Origin of the sequence: Pseudomonas fluorescens, from assembly GCF_012974785.1 — a bacterium.
Taxonomy (GTDB): domain Bacteria; phylum Pseudomonadota; class Gammaproteobacteria; order Pseudomonadales; family Pseudomonadaceae; genus Aquipseudomonas; species Aquipseudomonas fluorescens_BT.
On sequence record NZ_CP027561.1, the window covers coordinates 2,202,377 to 2,222,986 of the forward strand.

The window sequence follows — 20,610 nt, forward strand, 5'->3', positions numbered from 1 at the left end:
AGGCATAAAAAACCCCGTCACATGGACGGGGTTTTTTTAGTGCGCCGGGAAATTACTCTGGGCGAACTTGTGCAGCTTGCATACCCTTTTGGCCTTTCTCAGCCACGAAGGAAACGGTCTGGCCTTCTTTCAGGCTTTTGAAACCGTCGGATTCGATAGCTTTGAAGTGTACGAACAGGTCGTCACCGCCACCTTGAGGAGTGATGAAGCCGAAGCCTTTTTCATCGTTGAACCATTTAACGGTGCCGGTTTGGCGATTAGACATGGTGTATCTCCAAGAAACATATATTTTCAGTAGTACTGTGCTGCTCAGGCCAACTGGGCACACCCGGGTATCATAGTCGAAATGTTCGGTTTGGTAGCCCCCCGGACGTGCTGTTTGCTTTCATATTGCAGACGCTTCGACAGTTTGAATGTCTGTAACCCCCGGTTTCAGAGGCTTTCAGCCAATTCGAAGGGGTGTAAAAAAAGCTATAAAACCTGCATAAAATATCGAATTCAGGTGCATTTCGGCTGTTTTGCGCTTATCGAATGCCCACAAATCCGTTCATCGGGACTATTTTTGCACTCGGCAAACCGAGATTTCTTTCAGTGCGCGCTGACCCAATTCGCCACTCGGCGGGGTGTTCTTGTCCATCAGTTGAGCGATTTCCTGCGTGGTGAATTTCTTCTCCAGGACATCAGCGCCGCAGGTGCAGTGTTGTTTGGCTACGGTCGGGTTGACGCTTTGGCTGGCCGCCTTGGTGCAGTCATTCATGTATTGCTCTTTTACGCCTTTCGGCCAGGCGGCCTGCGCGCTGAGCGGCAACAGCAGAACTAAAGGGACGACTGCGGCAAATAGGGTGTTCAGACGCATGCGAAGATGCTCCTTGTGGGTCGATGTCTTGTTATCTGATGGCTGAGGGGCCGATCAAGTTCATCACTTTGGCATAAAACAGACGATTTGCCTGCCGGTAAAACCAGCGTGCGTGCGCGACCGTTCATCTGTGCTAGCATGGCCGACTCGAGCGTTTCGCAGGCACCGGATGACCTTCAGTCCCGGTAGCGGCGGCGTACGAATACTCTGATTTGAATCCCAGTCACTCTGGTTCGGTTTTCCGGTTGGCCGCAAGGCTCCTGCCGCTGTAAGGCAGGCGTTCGTCATTGAATGGCCTGGATCGGATCTTGTACTGGCTCATCCCAACCCACGTGACCTTTGGTAGGGGTCACCACTAGGAGAGGAGGCGCCATGCCAACTATTACTCTTCCCGACGGCAGTCAACGTTCATTCGATCACCCGGTTTCCGTAGCCGAGGTCGCCGCGTCCATTGGTGCAGGCCTGGCCAAGGCCACCCTGGCCGGCAAGGTGAACGGCAAGCTGGTCGACGCCAGCGACATCATCGACAGCGACGCAACGCTGCAAATCATCACGCCAAAGGATGAAGAGGGGCTGGAGATCATTCGCCACTCTTGCGCCCACCTGGTTGGCCACGCGGTCAAGCAGCTGTACCCGACGGCCAAAATGGTCATCGGTCCGGTCATTGACGAAGGCTTCTATTACGACATCGCCTTCGAGCGTCCTTTTACTCCGGACGACATGGCGGCCATCGAACAGCGCATGCAACAGCTGATCGATACCGAATACGACGTCATCAAGAAAGTCACTCCGCGTGCCGAAGTGATCGAAGTGTTCAAGGCCCGTGGCGAAGACTACAAGCTGCGTCTGGTCGAAGACATGCCGAACGAGCAGGCCATGGGCCTGTACTATCACGAAGAATACGTTGACATGTGCCGCGGTCCGCACGTGCCGAACACTCGCTTCCTGAAATCCTTCAAGTTGACCAAGCTGTCCGGCGCCTACTGGCGCGGTGATGCCAAGAACGAGCAATTGCAGCGCGTTTACGGCACCGCCTGGGCTGACAAGAAGCAGCTGGCTGCTTACATCCAGCGTATCGAAGAAGCTGAAAAGCGCGATCACCGCAAGATCGGCAAGCGCCTGGGCCTGTTCCACACCCAGGAAGAAGCGCCGGGCATGGTGTTCTGGCACCCGAATGGCTGGACGTTGTACCAGGTACTCGAGCAGTACATGCGCAAGGTGCAGCGCGACAACGGCTATCTCGAAATCAAGACGCCGCAAGTCGTTGACCGCAGCCTGTGGGAGAAATCCGGGCACTGGGCCAACTACGCCGACAACATGTTCACCACTGAGTCGGAAAGCCGCGACTACGCCATCAAACCGATGAACTGCCCTTGCCACGTGCAGGTGTTCAACCAGGGGCTGAAGAGCTACCGCGAGCTGCCGATGCGCCTGGCCGAGTTCGGTGCCTGCCACCGTAACGAACCATCGGGTGCGCTGCACGGCATCATGCGTGTGCGTGCGTTCACTCAGGACGACGCCCACATCTTCTGCACCGAAGAGCAGATGCAGGCTGAATCTGCTGCGTTCATCAAGCTGACCATGGATGTTTACCGCGACTTCGGCTTCACCGACGTCGAGATGAAACTGTCCACTCGTCCGGAAAAACGCGTTGGCTCCGACGAGCTGTGGGATCGCGCCGAAGCGGCACTGGCTGCTGCCCTTGACAGTGCTGGTCTGCCGTACGATCTGCAGCCGGGTGAGGGAGCGTTCTACGGTCCGAAGATCGAATTCTCGCTGAAAGATTGCCTCGGCCGCGTGTGGCAGTGTGGTACCTTGCAGCTCGATTTCAACCTGCCTGTGCGTCTGGGAGCCGAATACGTCTCCGAAGACAACAGCCGCAAACATCCGGTGATGTTGCACCGTGCGATCCTCGGTTCGTTCGAGCGTTTCGTCGGGATTCTGATCGAACACTACGAAGGTGCATTCCCTGCGTGGCTGGCGCCAACCCAGGCAGTGATCATGAATATCACTGATAAACAGGCAGATTTTGTCGCCCAAGTGGAAAAAACTCTCAACGAAAGCGGGTTTCGTGCCAAGTCTGACTTGAGAAATGAAAAGATCGGCTTTAAAATCCGCGAGCATACTTTGCTCAAGGTTCCATATCTCTTGGTTATTGGGGATAAGGAAGTCGAGATGCAGACTGTCGCTGTGCGTACTCGTGAAGGTGCTGACCTGGGCTCGATGCCCGTCGCCCAGTTCGCTGAGTTTCTCGCGCAAGCGGTTTCCCGGCGTGGTCGCCCAGATTCGGAGTAATTATTATTAAGCGTGAAATGAGACAAGATAAACGAGCTGCACCGAAAGCCCCGATCAACGAGAATATCTCGGCACGCGAGGTTCGGTTAATTGGCGCTGATGGCGAGCAGATTGGCATCGTCTCGATTGATGAAGCGCTTCGTATTGCTGAAGAAGCAAAGCTTGATCTGGTAGAAATCTCTGCCGACGCAGTCCCACCGGTTTGCCGGGTGATGGACTACGGCAAATCGATCTTCGAAAAGAAGAAGCAGATTGCTGCGGCGAAGAAGAACCAGAAGCAGATTCAGGTAAAAGAAATCAAGTTTCGTCCAGGGACGGAGGAAGGGGATTACCAGGTAAAACTGCGCAACCTGGTACGTTTCCTGAGTGACGGGGACAGGGCCAAGGTATCCTTGCGATTCCGCGGCCGTGAGATGGCCCACCAGGAGCTGGGGATGGAACTCCTCAAGCGGGTTGAACAAGACCTGCTCGAGTACGGTTCGGTCGAACAGCATCCTAAGATGGAAGGACGCCAGCTGATCATGGTCATCGCCCCGAAAAAGAAGAAGTAATCAACAGGGCACGGCAGGCCTTCTGATTATGTTTATCAACTGAATGCGGAGTATCCGAACATGCCAAAGATGAAAACCAAAAGTGGTGCTGCTAAGCGGTTTCTGAAAACTGCTAACGGTATCAAGCACAAGCACGCTTTCAAGAGCCACATCCTGACCAAAATGTCGACCAAGCGTAAGCGTCAACTGCGCGGTAGCAGCTTGCTGCATCCGTCTGACGTGGCAAAAGTCGAGCGCATGCTGCGCCTTCGTTAATTTTTGGATCAAGAATAGAGGAAGTAACTCATGGCTCGTGTAAAGCGTGGCGTCATTGCCCGTAAACGTCACAAAAAAATTCTGAAACTTGCTAAAGGCTACTACGGCGCACGCTCCCGCGTATTCCGTGTTGCCAAGCAAGCGGTAATCAAGGCAGGCCAATACGCCTACCGTGACCGTCGTCAGAAAAAACGTCAGTTCCGCGCTCTGTGGATCGCTCGTATCAACGCTGGTGCTCGTGTTAACGGTCTGTCCTACAGCCGTTTCATTGCTGGCCTGAAAAAAGCGTCCATCGAGATCGACCGTAAGGTTCTGGCTGATCTGGCAGTGAACGAAAAAGCGGCGTTTGCTGCGATTGTCGAGAAAGCTAAAGCCACCTTGGCTTAAGTACCCCCGACAGTCACCCGGCCTCACCTTTGTGGGGTCTGGTGTTAAACGTCATAAATAGGGGAAGAGCCTTCAAGCTCTTCCCCTATTTTGTATCTGGAGTCTGTACATGGAAAACCTGGATGCGCTGGTCTCTCAAGCACTAGAGGCTGTGCAAAGCGCTGAAGATATCAATGCCCTGGAGCAAATCCGGGTTCAATACCTTGGCAAGAAGGGTGAATTGACTCAGGTGATGAAGACCCTGGGGAATTTGCCGGCAGAGGAGCGTCCGCAAGTCGGCGCCCTGATTAACGTTGCCAAGGAACGTGTAACAGGCGTTCTCAATGCGCGCATGGCTCTGTTTGAAGAGGCCGAGCTGGCTGCCAAACTGTCTGCCGAATCCATTGACGTGACGTTGCCGGGCCGCGGTCAGACCTCCGGTGGTCTGCATCCGGTTACCCGGACTCTGGAACGAGTCGAACAGTTCTTCACCCGAATCGGCTACGGCATTGCCGAAGGCCCTGAGGTTGAAGACGACTATCACAACTTCGAGGCGCTCAACATCCCAGGCCATCACCCGGCCCGGTCGATGCATGACACCTTCTATTTCAATGCGAACATGTTGTTGCGCACCCATACCTCGCCGGTACAGGTCCGCACCATGGAATCGAAAAAGCCGCCGATCCGCATTGTCTGCCCAGGCCGTGTGTACCGTAGCGACTCCGATATCACCCACTCGCCGATGTTCCACCAGGTCGAAGGCCTGCTGGTTGATCGCGATATCAATTTTGCCGATCTCAAAGGCACGATCGAAGAGTTCCTGCGGGTGTTCTTCGAGAAAGAACTGGCCGTACGTTTCCGTCCTTCGTACTTCCCGTTCACCGAGCCATCCGCAGAAGTCGACATGGAATGCGTGATGTGCAGCGGTAAGGGCTGCCGTGTCTGCAAACAGACCGGCTGGCTGGAAGTGATGGGCTGCGGCATGGTTCATCCGAATGTGCTGCGCATGTCCGGCATCGATCCGGAAGAGTTCTCCGGCTTTGCTTTCGGCATGGGTGTCGAGCGTCTGGCCATGCTGCGTTACGGCGTGAACGACTTGCGTCTGTTCTTCGACAACGACTTGCGGTTCCTCGCGCAATTTCGCTAGTCGTAACGAATTCTTAGGAGAGCAGGATGAAATTCAGTGAACAATGGCTGCGTGGCTGGGTCAGCCCGCAGGTAGATCGCGACGCGCTGGTTGCTCGTCTGTCGATGGCCGGTCTTGAGGTCGATAGCGTTACGCCGGCCGCCGGTGTTTTCAGTGGCGTGGTGGTGGGCGAGGTGCTGAGCACCGAGCAGCACCCCGATGCCGACAAATTGCGCGTTTGCCAGGTCAGCAATGGCGCGGAAACTTTCCAGGTTGTGTGTGGTGCGCCAAACGTGCGTCCGGGCCTGAAGATTCCGTTTGCGATGATCGGTGCCGAGCTGCCGGGTGACTTCAAGATCAAGAAGGCCAAGCTGCGTGGCGTCGAGTCCAACGGCATGCTGTGCTCGCAATCCGAGCTGCAGGTCGGTGAAGGCAATGACGGTCTGATGGAGCTGCCGGCCGATGCGCCGGTGGGCGAAGACTTCCGTGTTTATCTGGACCTGGAAGACGCCAGCATCGAAGTCGATCTGACTCCGAACCGTGGCGACTGCCTGTCCCTCGCCGGTCTGGCCCGTGAAGTCGGCGCGCTGTACGACGTTCCGGTCACTCGCCCGGTGGTGATGACCGTTCCTGCGGTGCACGACGAAGTGCGTTCGGTAGAAGTCCTGGCACCTGCTGCCTGCCCGCGTTACCTGGGCCGTGTCATCCGCAACGTTGATCTGTCCAAGCCGACGCCGCTGTGGATGGTTGAGCGCCTGCGTCGCGCAGAAGTCCGCAGCATCGACGCCGCCGTCGACATCACTAACTACGTGATGCTGGAGCTGGGTCAGCCGCTGCATGCTTTCGATCTCGCCGAAATCAATGGCGGCATCCGTGTGCGCATGGCGGAAGAGGGCGAGAAACTGGTATTGCTCGACGGTCAGGAAGTCAGCCTGCGTAGCGATACGCTGGTGATCGCCGACCACACTCGGGCTCTGGCGATTGCCGGCGTGATGGGTGGCGAACACAGCGGTGTATCCGCGACCACTCGCGACGTATTCCTTGAAAGTGCGTTCTTCGACCAGATCGCTGTGGCGGGCAAGGCTCGATCCTACGGTCTGCACACTGACGCTTCGCACCGCTACGAGCGTGGCGTGGACTGGCAACTGGCCCGTGAAGCCATGGAGCGCGCCACTGGCCTGCTGCTGGAAATCACCGGTGGCGAAGCCGGCCCGATCATCGAAACCGTCAGCGAGCAGCATCTGCCGTCGATCGCGCCGATCACCCTGCGTGCGCAGCGCATCACCCAGATGCTGGGCATGGAAATGGATTCGGCCGAAGTCGAGCGTCTGCTCAACGCTTTGGGTCTGAAAGTTTCCGACGACGGAGCAGGGCAATGGCGTGTAGAAGTGCCGAGCCATCGCTTCGATATCAGTCTGGAAGTCGATCTGATCGAAGAGTTGGCACGTCTGTACGGTTACAACCGCCTGCCGGTTCGTTACCCGCAAGCTCGTCTGGCGCCGCAGGCCAAAGCCGAAGCGCGCAGCGATCTGCCGGAACTGCGTCGTCTGCTGGTTGCTCGTGGTTATCAGGAAGCGATCACTTACAGCTTCATCGATCCGAAGCAGTTCGAACTGTTCAACCCGGGCGTCGAGCCACTGCTGCTGGCGAACCCGATTTCCAACGACATGGCTGCCATGCGTTCGTCGCTGTGGCCAGGTCTGGTCAAGGCGTTGCAGCACAACCTCAACCGTCAGCAGGATCGTGTTCGTCTGTTCGAGAGCGGTCTGCGCTTCGTTGGTCAACTGGATGGTCTGAAGCAAGAGCCGATGCTGGCCGGTGTTGTCTGCGGTAGCCGTCTGCCGGAAGGTTGGGCGCAAGGTCGCGACACCGTTGACTTCTTCGATGTCAAGGCGGATGTGGAAGCTGTTCTGGGCTTCGCCGGTGCGCTGGATTCGTTCACCTTCGTTCCGGGTAAACACCCAGCGCTGCACCCGGGTCAAACCGCGCGCATCGAGCGGGAAGGGCGTGAAGTCGGCTTTATCGGTGCGATTCACCCTGAGCTGTCGAAGTCCCTCGGTCTCGACCGCCCGGTCTTCGTTTTCGAGCTGGTTCTGGCTGAAGTGGCGTTGGGCAAAATGCCTGAATTCCACGAGTTGTCGCGCTTTCCTGAAGTGCGTCGTGACTTGGCACTGATTGCGCACAAAGACGTTGCGGCCTCGGCTGTATTGAGCGTAATCCGTGAAAATGCAGGCGAATGGCTCACGGATCTCAGGCTGTTTGACGTGTATCAGGGTAAAGGTATTGATCCTGATAGAAAAAGCCTTGCAGTCGGCTTGACCTGGCAGCATCCATCGCGCACTCTTAATGACGATGAGGTGAATTCGACGACGCAAAATATCCTCACCTCGCTCGAACAAAGGTTGAACGCCACGTTAAGGAAGTGACGTATGGGGGCTTTGACGAAAGCTGAGATGGCGGAACGTCTGTATGAAGAGCTGGGCCTGAACAAGCGGGAAGCCAAGGAATTGGTCGAACTGTTTTTCGAGGAAATCAGGCACGCTCTTGAAGACAACGAGCAGGTCAAATTGTCGGGTTTCGGCAATTTCGACCTTCGGGACAAGCGCCAGCGGCCTGGCCGCAACCCGAAAACGGGGGAAGAAATCCCGATCACGGCTCGCCGTGTGGTCACCTTTCGTCCAGGGCAGAAGTTGAAAGCCCGAGTTGAGGCTTATGCTGGAACCAAGTCATAACGACGAACTACCCGTCATCCCGGGAAAACGCTACTTCACCATCGGTGAAGTCAGCGAGCTGTGTGCGGTAAAACCACACGTGCTGCGCTACTGGGAGCAGGAGTTTCCTCAGCTCAACCCCGTCAAACGCCGCGGAAATCGCCGGTATTATCAGCGCCAGGATGTGCTGATGATCCGGCAGATCCGCGCGCTCCTTTATGATCAAGGGTTCACCATCGGCGGCGCGCGCCTGCGGCTGTCCGGTGATGAGGCCAAAGACGACACAACCCAATACAAGCAAATGATCCGCCAGATGATCGCTGAGCTCGAAGATGTTCTGGTGGTACTCAAGAAATAATTTCCTGCTTTTAAATACTTCCAGTTTTCAAAAGCTTGCGATATATTCTTGAGCGTTCTTCGAGATGGAGAACGAGTTTCAAACCTAGTCGGGGCGTAGCGCAGTCCGGTAGCGCACTAGCATGGGGTGCTAGGGGTCGAGTGTTCGAATCACTCCGTCCCGACCATATAAATCAAAGGGTTGCGAGATTTTATCTCGCGACCCTTTTTTATTTTTGTTGTTTTTACCCTCACAAAACGGCTGGCTCTGGGTGGAATCTTAGGTCGCGCGTTGTTTTTGGAAAGGCTGTACAAGGGGGGTGCTGATCGGCAAGAACCAACAACCTCCGCCTCCCCCTTTGCGTTTTCGAGAGCGTACGCCTTACTAAACCACCGCTCCGAAAAGCGATCCCACCATTGCCGTAATGCCCATAGCCAGCGCACCCCAGAATGTCACCCGCCAGGCCCCGGTGATGACCTTGGCTCCGCCGGCCTTGGCGGCGATGGCGCCTAGTGTCCCGAGAAACACCAAGGACATGCCTGATATCCAGGGCACCACGCTGTGCTCCGGCGCGACAAACGTCACCGCCAGCGGCAAGGCGGCGCCCACCACGAAACTGGCGGCGGAGGCCAAAGCTGCCTGCAAGGGTTTGGCGGTGAGGGTGGCGCTGATGCCCAACTCGTCCCGGGCGTGGGAGCCCAATGCGTCATGGGCCATCAATTGATCGGCCACTTGATGGGCCAGTTCGGGTGATACGCCGCGATGCATGTAGATGTTGGCGAGCTCGATGTGCTCGGCTTTCGGGTCGCTCGACAGTTCTGCCCGTTCGCGGGACAGATCGGCCCGCTCGGTATCGGCCTGGGAATGTACGGAGATGTACTCGCCAGCGGCCATGGACATGGCTCCGGCCATCAGGCCCGCCATTCCGGTGACCAGCAATGTGGCGTGGCTGGCATTGGCGGCCGCGACGCCCATCAACAGGCTGGCGGTAGAGACAATCCCGTCGTTGGCGCCCAGGACGGCGGCGCGCAGCCAGCCGATACGATCGCTTCGGTGTGCCTCGGTGTGCCTGTGCATGAACTTCATTGTAGAACGGGGCTCCCTGACATTAGGCGGTTCACGTCGGATGGGTTCCGAGCGGCCCGGCAATCTGCGTCAGCGGGTTTCAATTTGCGCCTGCAACTGGCCGCCGACAATGGATATTTCTTTGAATTGTTCACCCTCGCGCAGCACGAACAACGCGTCCATCCCGCGTTCCTGAGCCAGACGTGGGCCCTCGGTTTCGCCCAGGACCATCAACGCCGTGGCCCAGGCATCGGCGAGCATGCACGAGGCCGCCACCACGGTGACGGCGGCGAGCGGGTTGCACAGCGGCGCGCCGGTGGCCGGGTTCATGGTATGAGCATAGGACTGACCGCCCACGTCTACCCAATGTCGATAGTCCCCGGAGGTCGCGATAGCGGCATCGCCAAGTTCCATCACGCCCATGACTTCCCGCACGCCCCGGTTGGGCTTTTCCAGGGCCACGACCCAGCATTGGCCGTCAGGTTTGACGCCCCGGGCGCGCATTTCGCCATCGATGCCGACCAGGTAGCGGGTGATGCCCAAACCCTCCAGGCAGCGGGCCAGTTCATCCACGCCAAAACCTTTGGCGATGCCACTCAAGTCAAGGTTCAGCGGTAGGCGCTTGCGTGCCTGATTGTGTTGCGGGTCAACCACTAATGCGGCGCTGGCCAACAGCCGTGCGCGCAGCGGCATCGTGCCGATCGTCTGCTCTGTGACTGTCTGTTCCCCGGGGCCGAACCCCCAGGCGTTCACCAGGTCACCGACAGCGATGTCGAAGGCGCCGCCCGATTGCTGACTGACGCGCAGCGCAGCCGACAGCACCGTGGCCAGTTCCTTGGGCACGGACACCCATTCCTGCTCGGGGGCGGCGTTGAGGCGGTTGATGTCCGAGTCGGGTTTCCAGGTGGACATTTGCTGGTCCACTCGGGCCACGGCGCGCGCCAGGCGATGGCCAACGTCGTCGGCATCGATACCGGCCCCTGCATAAAACAGGGCGGTGTAGCGAGTGCCCATGGTTTCGCCGTTCAGGCTATAGCGCTGCAACTCAGTAGACGTCTTCACGGTAGCGTCCTTGTGCCTTGAGGGTCAGCACACTCAGGTTGAGAGGCGCCAACACTTCATCGAGGGCCTGTATCACGCCTTTGGCCATTTCGCGGCTGCCACACACCAGCACTTGGGCACCTTTTTCAATCAGCCGGCGCAAGGTCAAGGCATCGCCGATCAGCCGGTCTTGAACGTAGCAGCGGTCCTGAACCTGAGAGAAGGCCGCGCGCAGTGCCGTGAGGCGACGGTCTGACAAGTATTGATTGAGCTCCGGCTCATAGAGAAAGTCCGAGGTCGGGTTGCGCCCGCCCCAATACAAGTGCATCGGGTGCCTGGCCTTATTGTTTCGGATAAAACCGGCCAGAGGACCGATGCCGGTACCGGCGCCGATCAGGATCACCGGGTGCGCGCCCGACGCCGGACGAAATTGCGGGTTGGGCTGGATAAAGGCTTCGATCTGCGCGCCGATGTTCAGGCCATGAAGGAATTGCGAGCACATGCCACCGTTGTGTTTACGCACACAGATCTCCAGCACGCCGTCCCGGGAGCCGCTGGCCAGCGAGTAGAAACGCGGGATCGTGCTGCCGGGGGGCACAATCCCGACCAGGTCACCGGCCAGAAAACCCGGCAGCTCGCCGCAGGCTTTGAAGCGCAGGATGTGGGTCGGCGCATTCACCTGTTCGCCATAGGCAATCCGCTCTGTCAGCTGCAATTGATGGGTACGCGGCTGCTGCGGGGTGTGAACCAGCACCAGATCCTGCCCCAACACTTCGCCCAACGCATGCCCCCAGCGGGCAAACTCCTGAGAGGACTGGCGGTTGACGGTTTCCAACCCCAGCAATGGCGAGCCGCCGGCCTGCAACATCGCGTCCTGCACCTGATGGGCGTACTGACAGAACTGTGCAAACTGACGGTCGCCCAGGCCCAGCACCGCAAAAGGCAGACCGGGCTTGAGGCCGGTTTTGGCCAGCCGCGCCAGGAACTGCGAAGCCGAGGCCGGCGCATCGCCGTCACCGTGTGTCGCGGTGAGGATGAACACCCGTTGGGCTTTGCGGTAATCACCCACCCAATCATTCATCGCCGCGCTGTGCACCTGATGACCACTCTGGTGCAAGGCGTCGTGCAAGGTTTTGGCAAAGCCCCAGGTGCTGTTATTTTCACTGCCCACCAGAATTACGCTGTCGGCGGAGTGGGCAGGGCTGTTGTGGCGGATATTCGGGCCAGCCTTGCGGCGGCGCCACCACAACAGGATGCCGGTCACGCTCATCAACGGCACGCAGAGGGCGCAGAGTCCAAGCGGCAGGCCCAGCCACCAGAGGCCTTCGCCGGTGTGCAACTGATAGATCCATTCGTAGAGGTTGTGCATCGAGTCATGGGCTTGATAGGACAACAAGGCGCCGCTGGCCTGGTCCACGTAGCCGTCGCCCTGGGCCGTGCGCAGGGAAAACACATCGTGCGGGTTGCCAGGGCTCGGGTAAACCAGCTCGCGCAGGTCGTTGAGGTCGGTGGCCTGCAAGGCTTGCAGTGTCGCCACCGGCAAGGTCGGACCGGTACTGACGTGGGCGGGGAAGGCGGGTTCACTCTGACTGCCGTCGGCGATAAAACCGAACGTGGTGGCGGACATGTAGAGCCCGCTCAATGTCGACAGCAGCAGCCCGAGCAACGCCAGTCGCCCAACTTCAGCATGCCAGCGCTGGCTGAAGGTGCCCCGCAGTGGCCGCAGCAAGTTGCGCCAGCCACCCAGGCGCCGGGCCAGCAATAGCGCGCCGGACACCGACAACATCAGCATGAACAGCGCGCCGACACCCGACGCTCCGTGGCCTGGCGTGCCAAGGAACATCGAGCGGTGCAGCTCTTTCACCCAACGCGTAAACGCGGAGGGTGCATAAGGCGCCAGGCCTTCGCCGGTCAGTGGATCGACCGTTTCAGCCCCGGCCTGACCGTTCTTGTTGTAGTAGACGATGACCGTCCCGGACGCCGTGCGCTGGATCTGCTCCACGCCCGGGAAGTGATTGGCCACACGTCCGGCCAGTTGTCCGACGTTGAGTTGCCCGGCGGCGGTGGCGGTGTTGTGCAAGCGTTCCAGCGCCGGGTCGACCGACAGGATCGCACCGCTTATGGCCAACAGCATGACCAACAGGGCGGCGATCAGGCCGGGCAGGGAATGGGACTGGCGAAGCATGTTCAGCCTCCAGAAAGGGCAAGTGCTACAGATCGTAAGTAAAGGACTCGACATAGGTGCTGCCGGTCGCCGGCTGGCCCGCGCCCTTGGACGTGAGCGGCGCGCTGACATCGGCGCGAGCGTCGCGTTTGTCCTCGACGGCACTGTCGATGCGGATCTGATACCCGGCATCAATCAGGGTGTCTGCCAGTTCGACGCTGACTTTTAGCGTGCGCCCACTGCCGACACTGGCGCCGCTGACCCCGTCAAACTCGCTCGGGTTCATCCCGCTGCCACGGGCCCAGTCGCTCAGGTGCTTGTAGTACTTGGCTTTCTTGCCGGCCACCCAAAGGGTTTTCTGGTATTGGCCGTTGGCGTCGGTGACATAGATCGCCAGGTAGGCATCATTGCCGCTGTAGTCCTTGAGCTGTGTGGTCAAGGTCACTTCACGAGCCTGAGCCAGACCCGGCAGGGCAATGGCGCCGGCAAGGCAGGTGGTTGCGATGATCTTTTTCATGAGGGTGTCCTTTTGATCGTTAGGTCGAGAGCCTGGACCTGCTTGCTGACAGCAACCTGACGCGCAGGGAAAACTCATCGACAGGTAAGGCGTCATTCGGTGAGCGGGCTGCCGAGGTAATCCCTGGCATCGCCGTCGTCGCGGAAATGGATCTCGAGTGTGCGCAAACGCAGCGAGGCCGGTGAGTAGCTGGCTTCGATGGCGTTGCCTTTTCGATCCAGCCCCTTGAGCTCGTAACAACCGTCGTCGACCTTGATGCGTTGCACGCTCCAGCCGTATTGCCGCTCGACCTGCTGACGCAAGGTTTCGCGCGGTTGCCAGTCGCTCACCGGGTCGCTGCAATCGTCATCGGCCAGGGCGTAACCACTGAGCAGCAGGCTCAACAGCGTGGCATTGGCAATAGAACCTGTTTTCATGATCTGTCTCCTGCCGAGGTCGGTGTCTGTGGCATACCCTAAGGTGCATTCCTGACAACCAGCTGAATCTTCAGATTCACGTCAGGTAAGGCGATTAAGGTGCTGCATGACAACCATCACAGGAGGTGCCAGATGCGGGTTCTAGTGGTCGAGGACGCTCCAGGCCTGGGGGAAGCGGTGCGCGAGCAGATTGCCGATGACGGCCACGCCGTCGATTGGGTGCAGCGCCTGGACCACGCGCGCAACAGCGTGCGCACCACGTCTTACGACCTGATCCTGCTGGACCTGATGCTCCCGGACGGTCGCGGGCTGGATTTTTTGCGTCAGCAACGTTCGGCAGGGGACGTGACCCCGGTGATTATCCTGACCGCCCAGGATCAGATTTCCGATCGTATCGCTGGCCTCAACGCGGGCGCCGACGACTACCTGGTCAAACCGTTCGACCTGTTCGAGCTGTCGGCCCGTGTGGCGGCGGTGGCCCGGCGTTGCAGCGGCAACCCCAATCCACAGATCAGACTCGGCGACTTGCAGGTCGACATGAGTGCCCGCACGGTGTTGCGGGCCGGTGCGACGGTGGACCTGACCGCGCGGGAGTGGGCGCTGTTCGAAGCGTTTGTGCAGCGTCCCAGCGCGCTGCTGTCCAAGTCGCAGCTAGAAGAGCGGTTGTATGCCTTCGGCGCCGAAATCGAGAGCAACACCATCGAGGTCTACATCAGTCGGTTGCGTAAAAAACTCGGGCGCGATCTGATTGAAACCGTGCGGGGCATGGGCTACCGGTTGATGTCCGCATGAAGCCGTCGTCAAGCCTTCAAAAACGCCTCGGCCTGGGGCTGACGCTGGGCACGACCTTACTGTGGCTGGCGGCGACCGTTGGCGCCTGGCTGGTGGTGCAGCATGAATTGAACGAGGCGTTCGACAGTGCACTGGAAGAGACTGCGCAGCGCATTCTGCCCCTAGCCGTGCTGGAAATCAGCAACCGGGAAAACCCCAGTGAGGCACAACATGTCGCCACCCTGAAAATGCACAAGGAATACCTGACGTACCTGGTGCGCGATGCCAAGGGCGAGATCCTGATGCAGTCCCACGACGCCAACCCGAAGATCTTCAACCAACAACCGGCCGAAGGCTTTTCAACCACAAAAAAATACCGTCTGTACGGCGCCAGTGCGCTACGTGAAACAGTGTTTATCGAGATTGCCGAACCTCTGGAACACCGCCGTGAAGCGGCACGTGAAGCGTTGCTTGCCCTGTTGTTGCCATTATTGGCGCTGATTCCCATCAGTCTGTTGGGCACGTGGTTGTTTGTGCGCATCAGCTTGCGCAGTGTATTGGCCTATCGTCGTGCCGTGGAGACTCGTGGGGTGGGTGATCTGTCGCCGATCAGCGGGGCGCGATTGCCGGCGGAAATCGCACCATTGGCGGAGGCGGTCAATCACCTGCTGGAGCGCTTGCGCAAGGCTTTGGAGAGCGAACGCAGCTTTACTGCCAACAGCGCCCATGAACTGCGTACGCCACTGGCGGCAACCCTGGCGCAAATCCAGCGACTCCACCAAGAGGCGCCCGAGGGCCCGTTGCGAGTACGTGCGGCGAAAATCGAAAACGCGTTACGCGAGCTGGCGCGGCTTTCGGAAAAACTCATGCAACTGGCCAAGGCCGAAGGTGGTGGCCTGTTGTCCGAAACGCCTCAGGACCTCATTCCGTTGCTCGCCCATGTGGTTGATGAGTGGAACAACCGCAGTGGGCACCGGATCAGGTTGCAGCTGCCAAACCAGACCTGCGTGTACTCGACCATTGATCCGGACGCCTTTGGCATCCTGTTGCGCAACCTGATCGAAAATGCGCTGAAGTACGGGGCAGCGGATCAACCGATCGATGTCAGTCTCACCGAACAGGCACAGCTACGGGTGGTCAATAGCGGCCCGGCGGTGCCGCAGTCGGTATTGCAGCACCTGACAGAGCGCTTTGTGCGCGGTCACAGTGAAATCAGTGGTTCAGGGCTGGGGTTGGCGATTACTAAAACCATCGTGCAGGGGGTCAACGCGAGAATGAAATTGTTTTCCCCTGCAACAGGTCGACAGGAGGGGTTCGAAGTGTGCGTCTGGTTACCGCTTGCCTAGTTCCAATCAGGTTGTCAGGCGCCACTTGGCTTTTTCTCAGCGTCGAGAATAACGAGCGAAAGTTGAGTTCGGCGCGTCCACAGGCTCATTTCATTCATGTCCTCTACTCCTGGGATGCAGGCGCACTAGTGCACGGACGGATCGCCAAGACAGGCCGCGATCTCATTCACTGTGCTGCGTGCTGTGCGTGTTACACCGATCAGCGTGGCGGAAGCCGAACCTGTCCACTCGCCATAACCCACCAGCCATAGTCTTGGTTCCTGGATCGAGTGAGTGCCGTCGACCTTAACGCGACCTTCAGTGTCGATTACCCCCAACGTATCCAGATGCTGAAGTGCGGGCCTGAACCCGGTACACCAAATGACCGCGTCCACTGCAGATTCAGATCCATCGGCCCACATCACGCCATCGCGAGTGAAACGTTCAAATGGGCGTACAGACTTGAGAGCATCACGCTCACGGGCTTCTACAACGGGTGGCACCATGACGATGTCTCCCAACCCGCCGACCGGCTGGTCAATGACACGCCCCTCTTGCTGGGCCTTCAAGCGCTGAGTGGCGCGCTCGAACAGCACCCGTCCATCCACATCGTCAGGCAAAAAGACCGGTTCAGTAGCGGTTACCCAAGTGGTCTCGGCGACCTTGGATATTTCTGCCAGAATCTGCGCTCCTGAATTGCCACCACCCACCACCAAAACCTTCTTGCCAGCAAACGCTTGTGCATCGACATAGTTCGCGGAATGCAATTGCCGACCGGCGAATAATTCGGCACCAGGGTAGTGGGGGATATACGGATTGCTCCAGGTGCCGGTAGCGCTGATTACTACCTTGGCATCCCAATACTTGCCGTCAGAACGTACTCGTAAGCCAGACTCTAAGCGTTCCACGGAAACGACCCGAACCGGGCGTTCCACCGGAAATTGGTAGCGCTGCTCATATTGGTTGAGATAGTCGATTACATGATTTCGTGTGGGATAGCCTTCTTGCGCGGGCGGCATCATCCAGCCGGGTATTGAACTCCAGGTGGCCGGAGAGAATAAGCGCAGCGAGTTCCAGCCATGCCGCCAGGCACCACCGGGCTCTTCCTCTGCGTCGAGGATGACGAACGAAAGTTGAGTTCGGCGCAGGAAATACGCTACCGCCAAGGCTGACTGACCTCCACCGATAATCACTACATCTCGTTGCTCGCTGGGCGAAGGAGTCATGGTGGAAACCTAAAGTCGATGCCGGTGGCCAGTATAGCGACCCACGTTTGAATCCAACTGATCTGGCTCAGAGTTTGAGGATGCAAAGAACACGCGTGGATCGTTCAGGAAATGGAGTGCTCACTACCAGTGGCCAGCGGCACTAAACTGATCCGACCCCCGCGCCGATCACACCGGACAGACTGAGGCCAATGAGAAGCAGGCCAGCGACAATGCACAGGCTACGGTCAATGGTTCGAATGTCCGCTTTCATGGCGGATCTTCCAATCAATGGCTGCGCCGGCGCTCCAGTGCAGTAAACAACAACATGCCGGCCAGCATGGCCAACATGAACACGATCACTTGCCAGTGCCCTGTCAGTAGAATGGCCACTGCGGGGCCAGGACAGATGCCCGCTATTCCCCAGCCGATGCCGAACAACAGGCTCCCGCCAATCAAGCGCGGGTCCAACTCACGTTTGACCGGTAGCTGCATTGGCCTTCCCAACAGCGAACTGGATTGTCGGCGGGCCCAGGTAAGCGGGCCAATGGCCACGCCAATGGCCCCGACCATGACCAACCCCAGGGAAGGGTCCCAGGCACCGGTTAAATCCAGGAAAGCGAGTACTTTGCTCGGGTTGGCCATGCCTGCCAGAAGCAGGCCCAGGCCGAAAAGCAGGCCAGCAATGAACGCAGTCAGTTTGGTCATGTTCAACCCCCCAGCAGATGACGCAAGACAAACACCGTGACGAAACCGCTGAACATGAAGCACACAGTGGCGACCATCGATCGCGGCGAAAGGCGCGATATGCCGCAGACCCCATGGCCACTGGTGCAACCTGATCCGTATCGGGTGCCGATGCCGACCAATACACCGGCGACGATCAGTCCGCCCCCGCCACTTTTGAACTCAATCTGCGGCAGCGCGGCGAACAAACCCCATAGAAGCGGCGCGATGAGCAGGCCCAGGAGAAAAAGTGCTTTCTCACTCACGCCCTCGCTCCCACGCTGTAAAAGACTGCCGAGCAAGCCGCTGATCCCGGCGATGCGCCCGTTGGCGACGACGAATAGACTGGTCGCCAGGCCAATCAATGCGCCACCGGCAAGGGATGACCAGGGAGTGAAGTTGAGCCAGTCGACATTCACGAGCTTTCTCCTACGCAAAAGTGTTGATACAGGGTTTGGATGACTGCCAATGCTGCGGGACTGCTGATGCAATAGAACACCTGCTTTGCGTCACGGCGAGTGCTTGGGTACATGGCAACCTCCAAGATAGCGATTTAAGTATCGCTTCTTGGCGTCCGTTGTCACGGGACAGGTCCACCAGTTTCCCTCCTCATCAAAATCCGACACTCAAGCCGATCACCTGGATCGGCTTTTTTTTGCCCCCACAAAACTAGCCAGTGATTTCATAGACAGACACCCAGCGCCGCTCCTCAGCCGCGATCCGAATCGCCGTCGCCAGTCGTTCCACTTCAAACGCCTCCGCGAAATCAGTCCCCGTTTGTCCATTCCCGGCCAGAGCCATGATCAGTTCATGCACTTCCAGCGTCTTCAGCTCGTTGTAGCCCAGCTGATGCCCAGGCGCCGGGCTGAATGCGGCGTAGCCGGGCAAGTCCGGTCCGGCCAGTAAACGCTGGAAGCCGCCTTGGCCGGCGCGACACAGGCGTAGCTCGTTCAGGCGCTCCTGATCGAACGCCAGGGTGCCTAGGGTGCCGCTGACTTCGAAGCTCAGATGATTCTTGTAGCCATGCTTGAGCCAGCTGCTGCTGAAGGTGCCGCGCGCGCCGCTGGCAAAGCGCAGCAACGCATGGGCCTGATCGTCGACCGCAATGCGGCGTTGTTCCTGGCTGCCGGTTGTGGTTGGGCGTTGGCGATGGACGGTGTGGGAGTCGGCGCACACCGCTTCGACATCGCCCAGCAGGTAGCGCGCCATGGCGAGCAGGTGGCTGCCCAGATCTGCCAGGGCTCCACCGGCATGTTCGGGTTCGCAACGCCACGACCAGGGCGAAGCTGGATCGGCCATGAAATCTTCGCTGAATTCACCTTGAAAACTGATGATCTCGCCGAGTTCGCCACTCAGGATCAGCTCGCGTGCCAGGCCAATAATCGGGTTGTGCTGATAGTTGTAGCCGACCCGGGTGACGACGCCGGCATGCTTCGCTGCCACGTGCATCGCATGAGCTTGCTCAAGATTCACCGCCAGCGGCTTTTCGCAGTACACCGGCTTGCCAGCGGCAAGGGCGGCCATGGCCATCGGATAGTGCAGGTGATTGGGTGTGGTGATGTCGATCAGGTTGACCTTGGGGTCGTCAATCAATCTCTGCCAGTCGCCATGGGCCTGCTCGAAGCCCCAGGCGGTGGCGCAGGCTTTTGCGCGTGCGGGATCGGCGTCAGCCAGAGCGGCCAGACGAAGGGTGAAGGGCAGTTCGAATGCCCCGCTGACATTGCGAAAGGCCAGGGCGTGGGCGCGCCCCATGAAGCCCGTGCCGATCAGGCCGATTCCGAGTTCACGCATGACAGGATCCTTTGAGTTCTTGTTTTCAGAGGTCCTGTTTATAGAATAAATATTCCCTACACTCAAATAATGGAATAAATATTTTGAGTTGGCGTGTCAGCTGGGATGACGGAGCTCCGGTCAGTCCTCGAACCCGACCTGCTCGTGAATCTCGTCCACCTTCAACTCCAGTCGATAGGCCACCGCGATAAACAGCGCCTGGCACAGGCACAAAGTCGCACTCAAGGAGCGGAACGCGAACGAACTGCCTTCGTTGACCAGCAGCAAAGTGTTGGCGCGCTTGGCCAATGGCGAGAGATTGCTGTCAGTGATGATCAAGGTTTTCGCCTGATGGTGCTGGGCGATGCGCAGGCAGTGCTGGGTTTCCTTGCCGTACGGCGTGAAGCTGATGGCGATCACCAGGTCATTGGCGCGCACGCTGCGCATTTGCTCGCGGTAGCTGCCGCCGAGGCCCGAGACCAGGTGGATGCGCTTGTTGGTGTGTTGCAGGTTGTAGACCAGATAGTCGGCCACGGCGAACGAGCGGCGCACGCCGACCACGTAGATATTGTCGGCATTGACCACCAGGTCCACAGCCTTTTCGAAGGCCTGGTCATCGAGCTCCTGCCCCAGGCGTTCGATGCCCGACAGGGTGGCGTCGATGCACTCGCGGGCGAGGTCGCCGCCGCTGGCTTTCTGCGACTTGTTGGCGATCATGCTGCGAATGCGCTGCTGGTAGTTCTGCACCGGCGTGGCTTTGTGGGTATACGCCTCGCGGAACAGCGCCTGCATTTCGCTGAAACCGCTGAAACCGAAACGCTGGGAGAACCGCACGATGGCCGACGGATGCACTTCGCATTCGCGGGCGATGTCGCTGATGCGGTCGACCATGATCCGGTCGCTTTGCTGGCTCATGTAACTGGCGATGCGTTTGAGCTGGCGCGGCAGGCTTTCGTATTCACGGGTAATGAGCTGCAGCAGACGCTCGGCATTGATCGGGGGGCTGGCAAGATCGCTCTCGGGCGTGCTCTCGGCGGTAGCCGGCTGATCGGTGCGGGACATAAATAATCCTTCTGGCTTGTTCTTATAGGGACGGTTGTACGTATCGTCCCC

General features: G+C 58.7%; 22 protein-coding genes, 1 tRNA gene and 2 pseudogenes. 11 read left to right on the forward strand and 14 right to left on the reverse strand.

From position 1 onward, the window contains the following. Positions 1–52 precede the first annotated feature (52 nt). A complete protein-coding gene (locus C6Y56_RS09840; RefSeq protein WP_003179963.1) occupies positions 53–265 on the reverse strand; it encodes a cold-shock protein in 213 nt (70 codons plus the stop codon). A gap of 291 nt (positions 266–556) precedes the next feature. After that, on the reverse strand, positions 557–856 hold the full coding sequence (locus tag C6Y56_RS09845; RefSeq protein ID WP_169429682.1) for a hypothetical protein: 300 nt from the start codon (positions 854–856) through the stop codon (positions 557–559). A 372-nt stretch (positions 857–1,228) separates the two neighbouring features. On the opposite strand from C6Y56_RS09845, the gene thrS reads away from it, so the two are divergent. The 9 genes from thrS (at position 1,229) to C6Y56_RS09890 (ending at position 8,684) form a co-directional block, all read left to right on the forward strand. After that, positions 1,229–3,151 carry a threonine--tRNA ligase gene (gene thrS / locus C6Y56_RS09850; protein ID WP_039771550.1) on the forward strand — a complete coding sequence of 641 codons (1,923 nt, stop codon included), beginning with the start codon at positions 1,229–1,231 and terminating at the stop codon, positions 3,149–3,151. After that, positions 3,151–3,702 (forward strand): translation initiation factor IF-3, encoded by a 552-nt coding sequence (infC, locus tag C6Y56_RS09855; protein WP_169432615.1) that lies wholly within the window; start codon positions 3,151–3,153, stop codon positions 3,700–3,702. Before thrS ends, infC begins: the two co-directional genes overlap by 1 nt. Positions 3,703–3,762: 60 nt before the next feature. Then, entirely contained in the window at positions 3,763–3,957 is a 195-nt protein-coding gene (gene rpmI, locus C6Y56_RS09860; RefSeq protein ID WP_002553160.1) for a 50S ribosomal protein L35, read from the forward strand. 30 nt (positions 3,958–3,987) lie between these two features. Continuing rightward, complete coding sequence (gene rplT, locus C6Y56_RS09865) at positions 3,988–4,344, forward strand: 50S ribosomal protein L20 (RefSeq protein ID WP_002553161.1); 357 nt, start codon at positions 3,988–3,990, stop codon at positions 4,342–4,344. 109 nt (positions 4,345–4,453) lie between these two features. Next, positions 4,454–5,470, forward strand: a complete 1,017-nt coding sequence (gene pheS, locus C6Y56_RS09870; RefSeq protein ID WP_065261418.1) for a phenylalanine--tRNA ligase subunit alpha — start codon at positions 4,454–4,456, stop codon at positions 5,468–5,470. A 26-nt stretch (positions 5,471–5,496) separates the two neighbouring features. Further along, the gene (gene pheT, locus C6Y56_RS09875; protein WP_169429683.1) at positions 5,497–7,875 is read left to right on the forward strand and encodes a phenylalanine--tRNA ligase subunit beta; all 2,379 of its coding nucleotides are present in this window, start codon (positions 5,497–5,499) and stop codon (positions 7,873–7,875) included. 3 nt (positions 7,876–7,878) lie between these two features. Continuing rightward, complete coding sequence (gene ihfA, locus C6Y56_RS09880) at positions 7,879–8,181, forward strand: integration host factor subunit alpha (RefSeq protein ID WP_002553164.1); 303 nt, start codon at positions 7,879–7,881, stop codon at positions 8,179–8,181. Beyond that, positions 8,162–8,518 (forward strand): MerR family transcriptional regulator, encoded by a 357-nt coding sequence (locus tag C6Y56_RS09885; RefSeq protein WP_003179985.1) that lies wholly within the window; start codon positions 8,162–8,164, stop codon positions 8,516–8,518. Before ihfA ends, C6Y56_RS09885 begins: the two co-directional genes overlap by 20 nt. A gap of 89 nt (positions 8,519–8,607) precedes the next feature. Continuing rightward, a tRNA-Pro gene (locus tag C6Y56_RS09890) sits at positions 8,608–8,684 on the forward strand. A gap of 197 nt (positions 8,685–8,881) precedes the next feature. On the opposite strand, the gene C6Y56_RS09895 is transcribed toward C6Y56_RS09890, so the two are convergent. The 5 genes from C6Y56_RS09895 to C6Y56_RS09915 all read right to left on the reverse strand — a co-directional run bounded on the left by C6Y56_RS09895 (position 8,882) and on the right by C6Y56_RS09915 (position 13,700). Further along, positions 8,882–9,583: a VIT1/CCC1 transporter family protein gene (locus C6Y56_RS09895; RefSeq protein WP_084317898.1), complete on the reverse strand. Its 702-nt coding sequence runs from the start codon at positions 9,581–9,583 to the stop codon at positions 8,882–8,884. Positions 9,584–9,652: 69 nt separating this feature from the next. Beyond that, positions 9,653–10,624 carry an FAD:protein FMN transferase gene (locus C6Y56_RS09900; RefSeq protein ID WP_249314388.1) on the reverse strand — a complete coding sequence of 324 codons (972 nt, stop codon included), beginning with the start codon at positions 10,622–10,624 and terminating at the stop codon, positions 9,653–9,655. After that, entirely contained in the window at positions 10,608–12,788 is a 2,181-nt protein-coding gene (locus C6Y56_RS09905; RefSeq protein WP_169429684.1) for a PepSY domain-containing protein, read from the reverse strand. The genes C6Y56_RS09900 and C6Y56_RS09905 overlap by 17 nt, the downstream gene beginning before the upstream one ends. A gap of 25 nt (positions 12,789–12,813) precedes the next feature. Next, positions 12,814–13,284, reverse strand: coding sequence for a DUF2271 domain-containing protein (locus C6Y56_RS09910; RefSeq protein ID WP_169429685.1), 471 nt, complete (start codon positions 13,282–13,284; stop codon positions 12,814–12,816). A gap of 92 nt (positions 13,285–13,376) precedes the next feature. Further along, positions 13,377–13,700, reverse strand: coding sequence for a PepSY domain-containing protein (locus C6Y56_RS09915; RefSeq protein WP_169429686.1), 324 nt, complete (start codon positions 13,698–13,700; stop codon positions 13,377–13,379). 132 nt (positions 13,701–13,832) lie between these two features. Between C6Y56_RS09915 and C6Y56_RS09920 the strand changes: the two genes are divergently transcribed. Next, positions 13,833–14,492 carry a response regulator transcription factor gene (locus tag C6Y56_RS09920; RefSeq protein WP_169429687.1) on the forward strand — a complete coding sequence of 220 codons (660 nt, stop codon included), beginning with the start codon at positions 13,833–13,835 and terminating at the stop codon, positions 14,490–14,492. Then, positions 14,489–15,817 (forward strand): sensor histidine kinase, encoded by a 1,329-nt coding sequence (locus C6Y56_RS09925; RefSeq protein WP_169429688.1) that lies wholly within the window; start codon positions 14,489–14,491, stop codon positions 15,815–15,817. The genes C6Y56_RS09920 and C6Y56_RS09925 overlap by 4 nt, the downstream gene beginning before the upstream one ends. A 125-nt stretch (positions 15,818–15,942) precedes the next feature. Here C6Y56_RS09925 and C6Y56_RS09930 read toward each other — a convergent pair whose 3' ends face one another. The 7 genes and pseudogenes from C6Y56_RS09930 to C6Y56_RS09950 form a co-directional block, all read right to left on the reverse strand. Further along, positions 15,943–17,022, reverse strand: a complete 1,080-nt coding sequence (locus tag C6Y56_RS09930; protein ID WP_169429689.1) for an ArsO family NAD(P)H-dependent flavin-containing monooxygenase — start codon at positions 17,020–17,022, stop codon at positions 15,943–15,945. Positions 17,023–17,147: 125 nt separating this feature from the next. Continuing rightward, a pseudogene (locus C6Y56_RS29120) lies at positions 17,148–17,275 on the reverse strand (DUF2892 domain-containing protein); the annotation flags it as partial. A gap of 14 nt (positions 17,276–17,289) precedes the next feature. Further along, the gene (locus tag C6Y56_RS09935) at positions 17,290–17,709 is read right to left on the reverse strand and encodes a DUF6691 family protein (protein WP_169429690.1); all 420 of its coding nucleotides are present in this window, start codon (positions 17,707–17,709) and stop codon (positions 17,290–17,292) included. Positions 17,710–17,711: 2 nt separating this feature from the next. Then, positions 17,712–18,146: a YeeE/YedE family protein gene (locus C6Y56_RS09940; protein ID WP_169429691.1), complete on the reverse strand. Its 435-nt coding sequence runs from the start codon at positions 18,144–18,146 to the stop codon at positions 17,712–17,714. Next, a pseudogene (locus tag C6Y56_RS29125) lies at positions 18,143–18,250 on the reverse strand (transcriptional regulator); the annotation flags it as partial. The gene C6Y56_RS09940 and the pseudogene C6Y56_RS29125, both read right to left, overlap by 4 nt. A 146-nt stretch (positions 18,251–18,396) precedes the next feature. Continuing rightward, positions 18,397–19,518: a Gfo/Idh/MocA family protein gene (locus C6Y56_RS09945; RefSeq protein WP_169429692.1), complete on the reverse strand. Its 1,122-nt coding sequence runs from the start codon at positions 19,516–19,518 to the stop codon at positions 18,397–18,399. Between the two features lie 120 nt (positions 19,519–19,638). Further along, entirely contained in the window at positions 19,639–20,559 is a 921-nt protein-coding gene (locus C6Y56_RS09950) for a MurR/RpiR family transcriptional regulator (RefSeq protein WP_102621554.1), read from the reverse strand. Between the last annotated feature and the right edge of the window lie 51 nt (positions 20,560–20,610).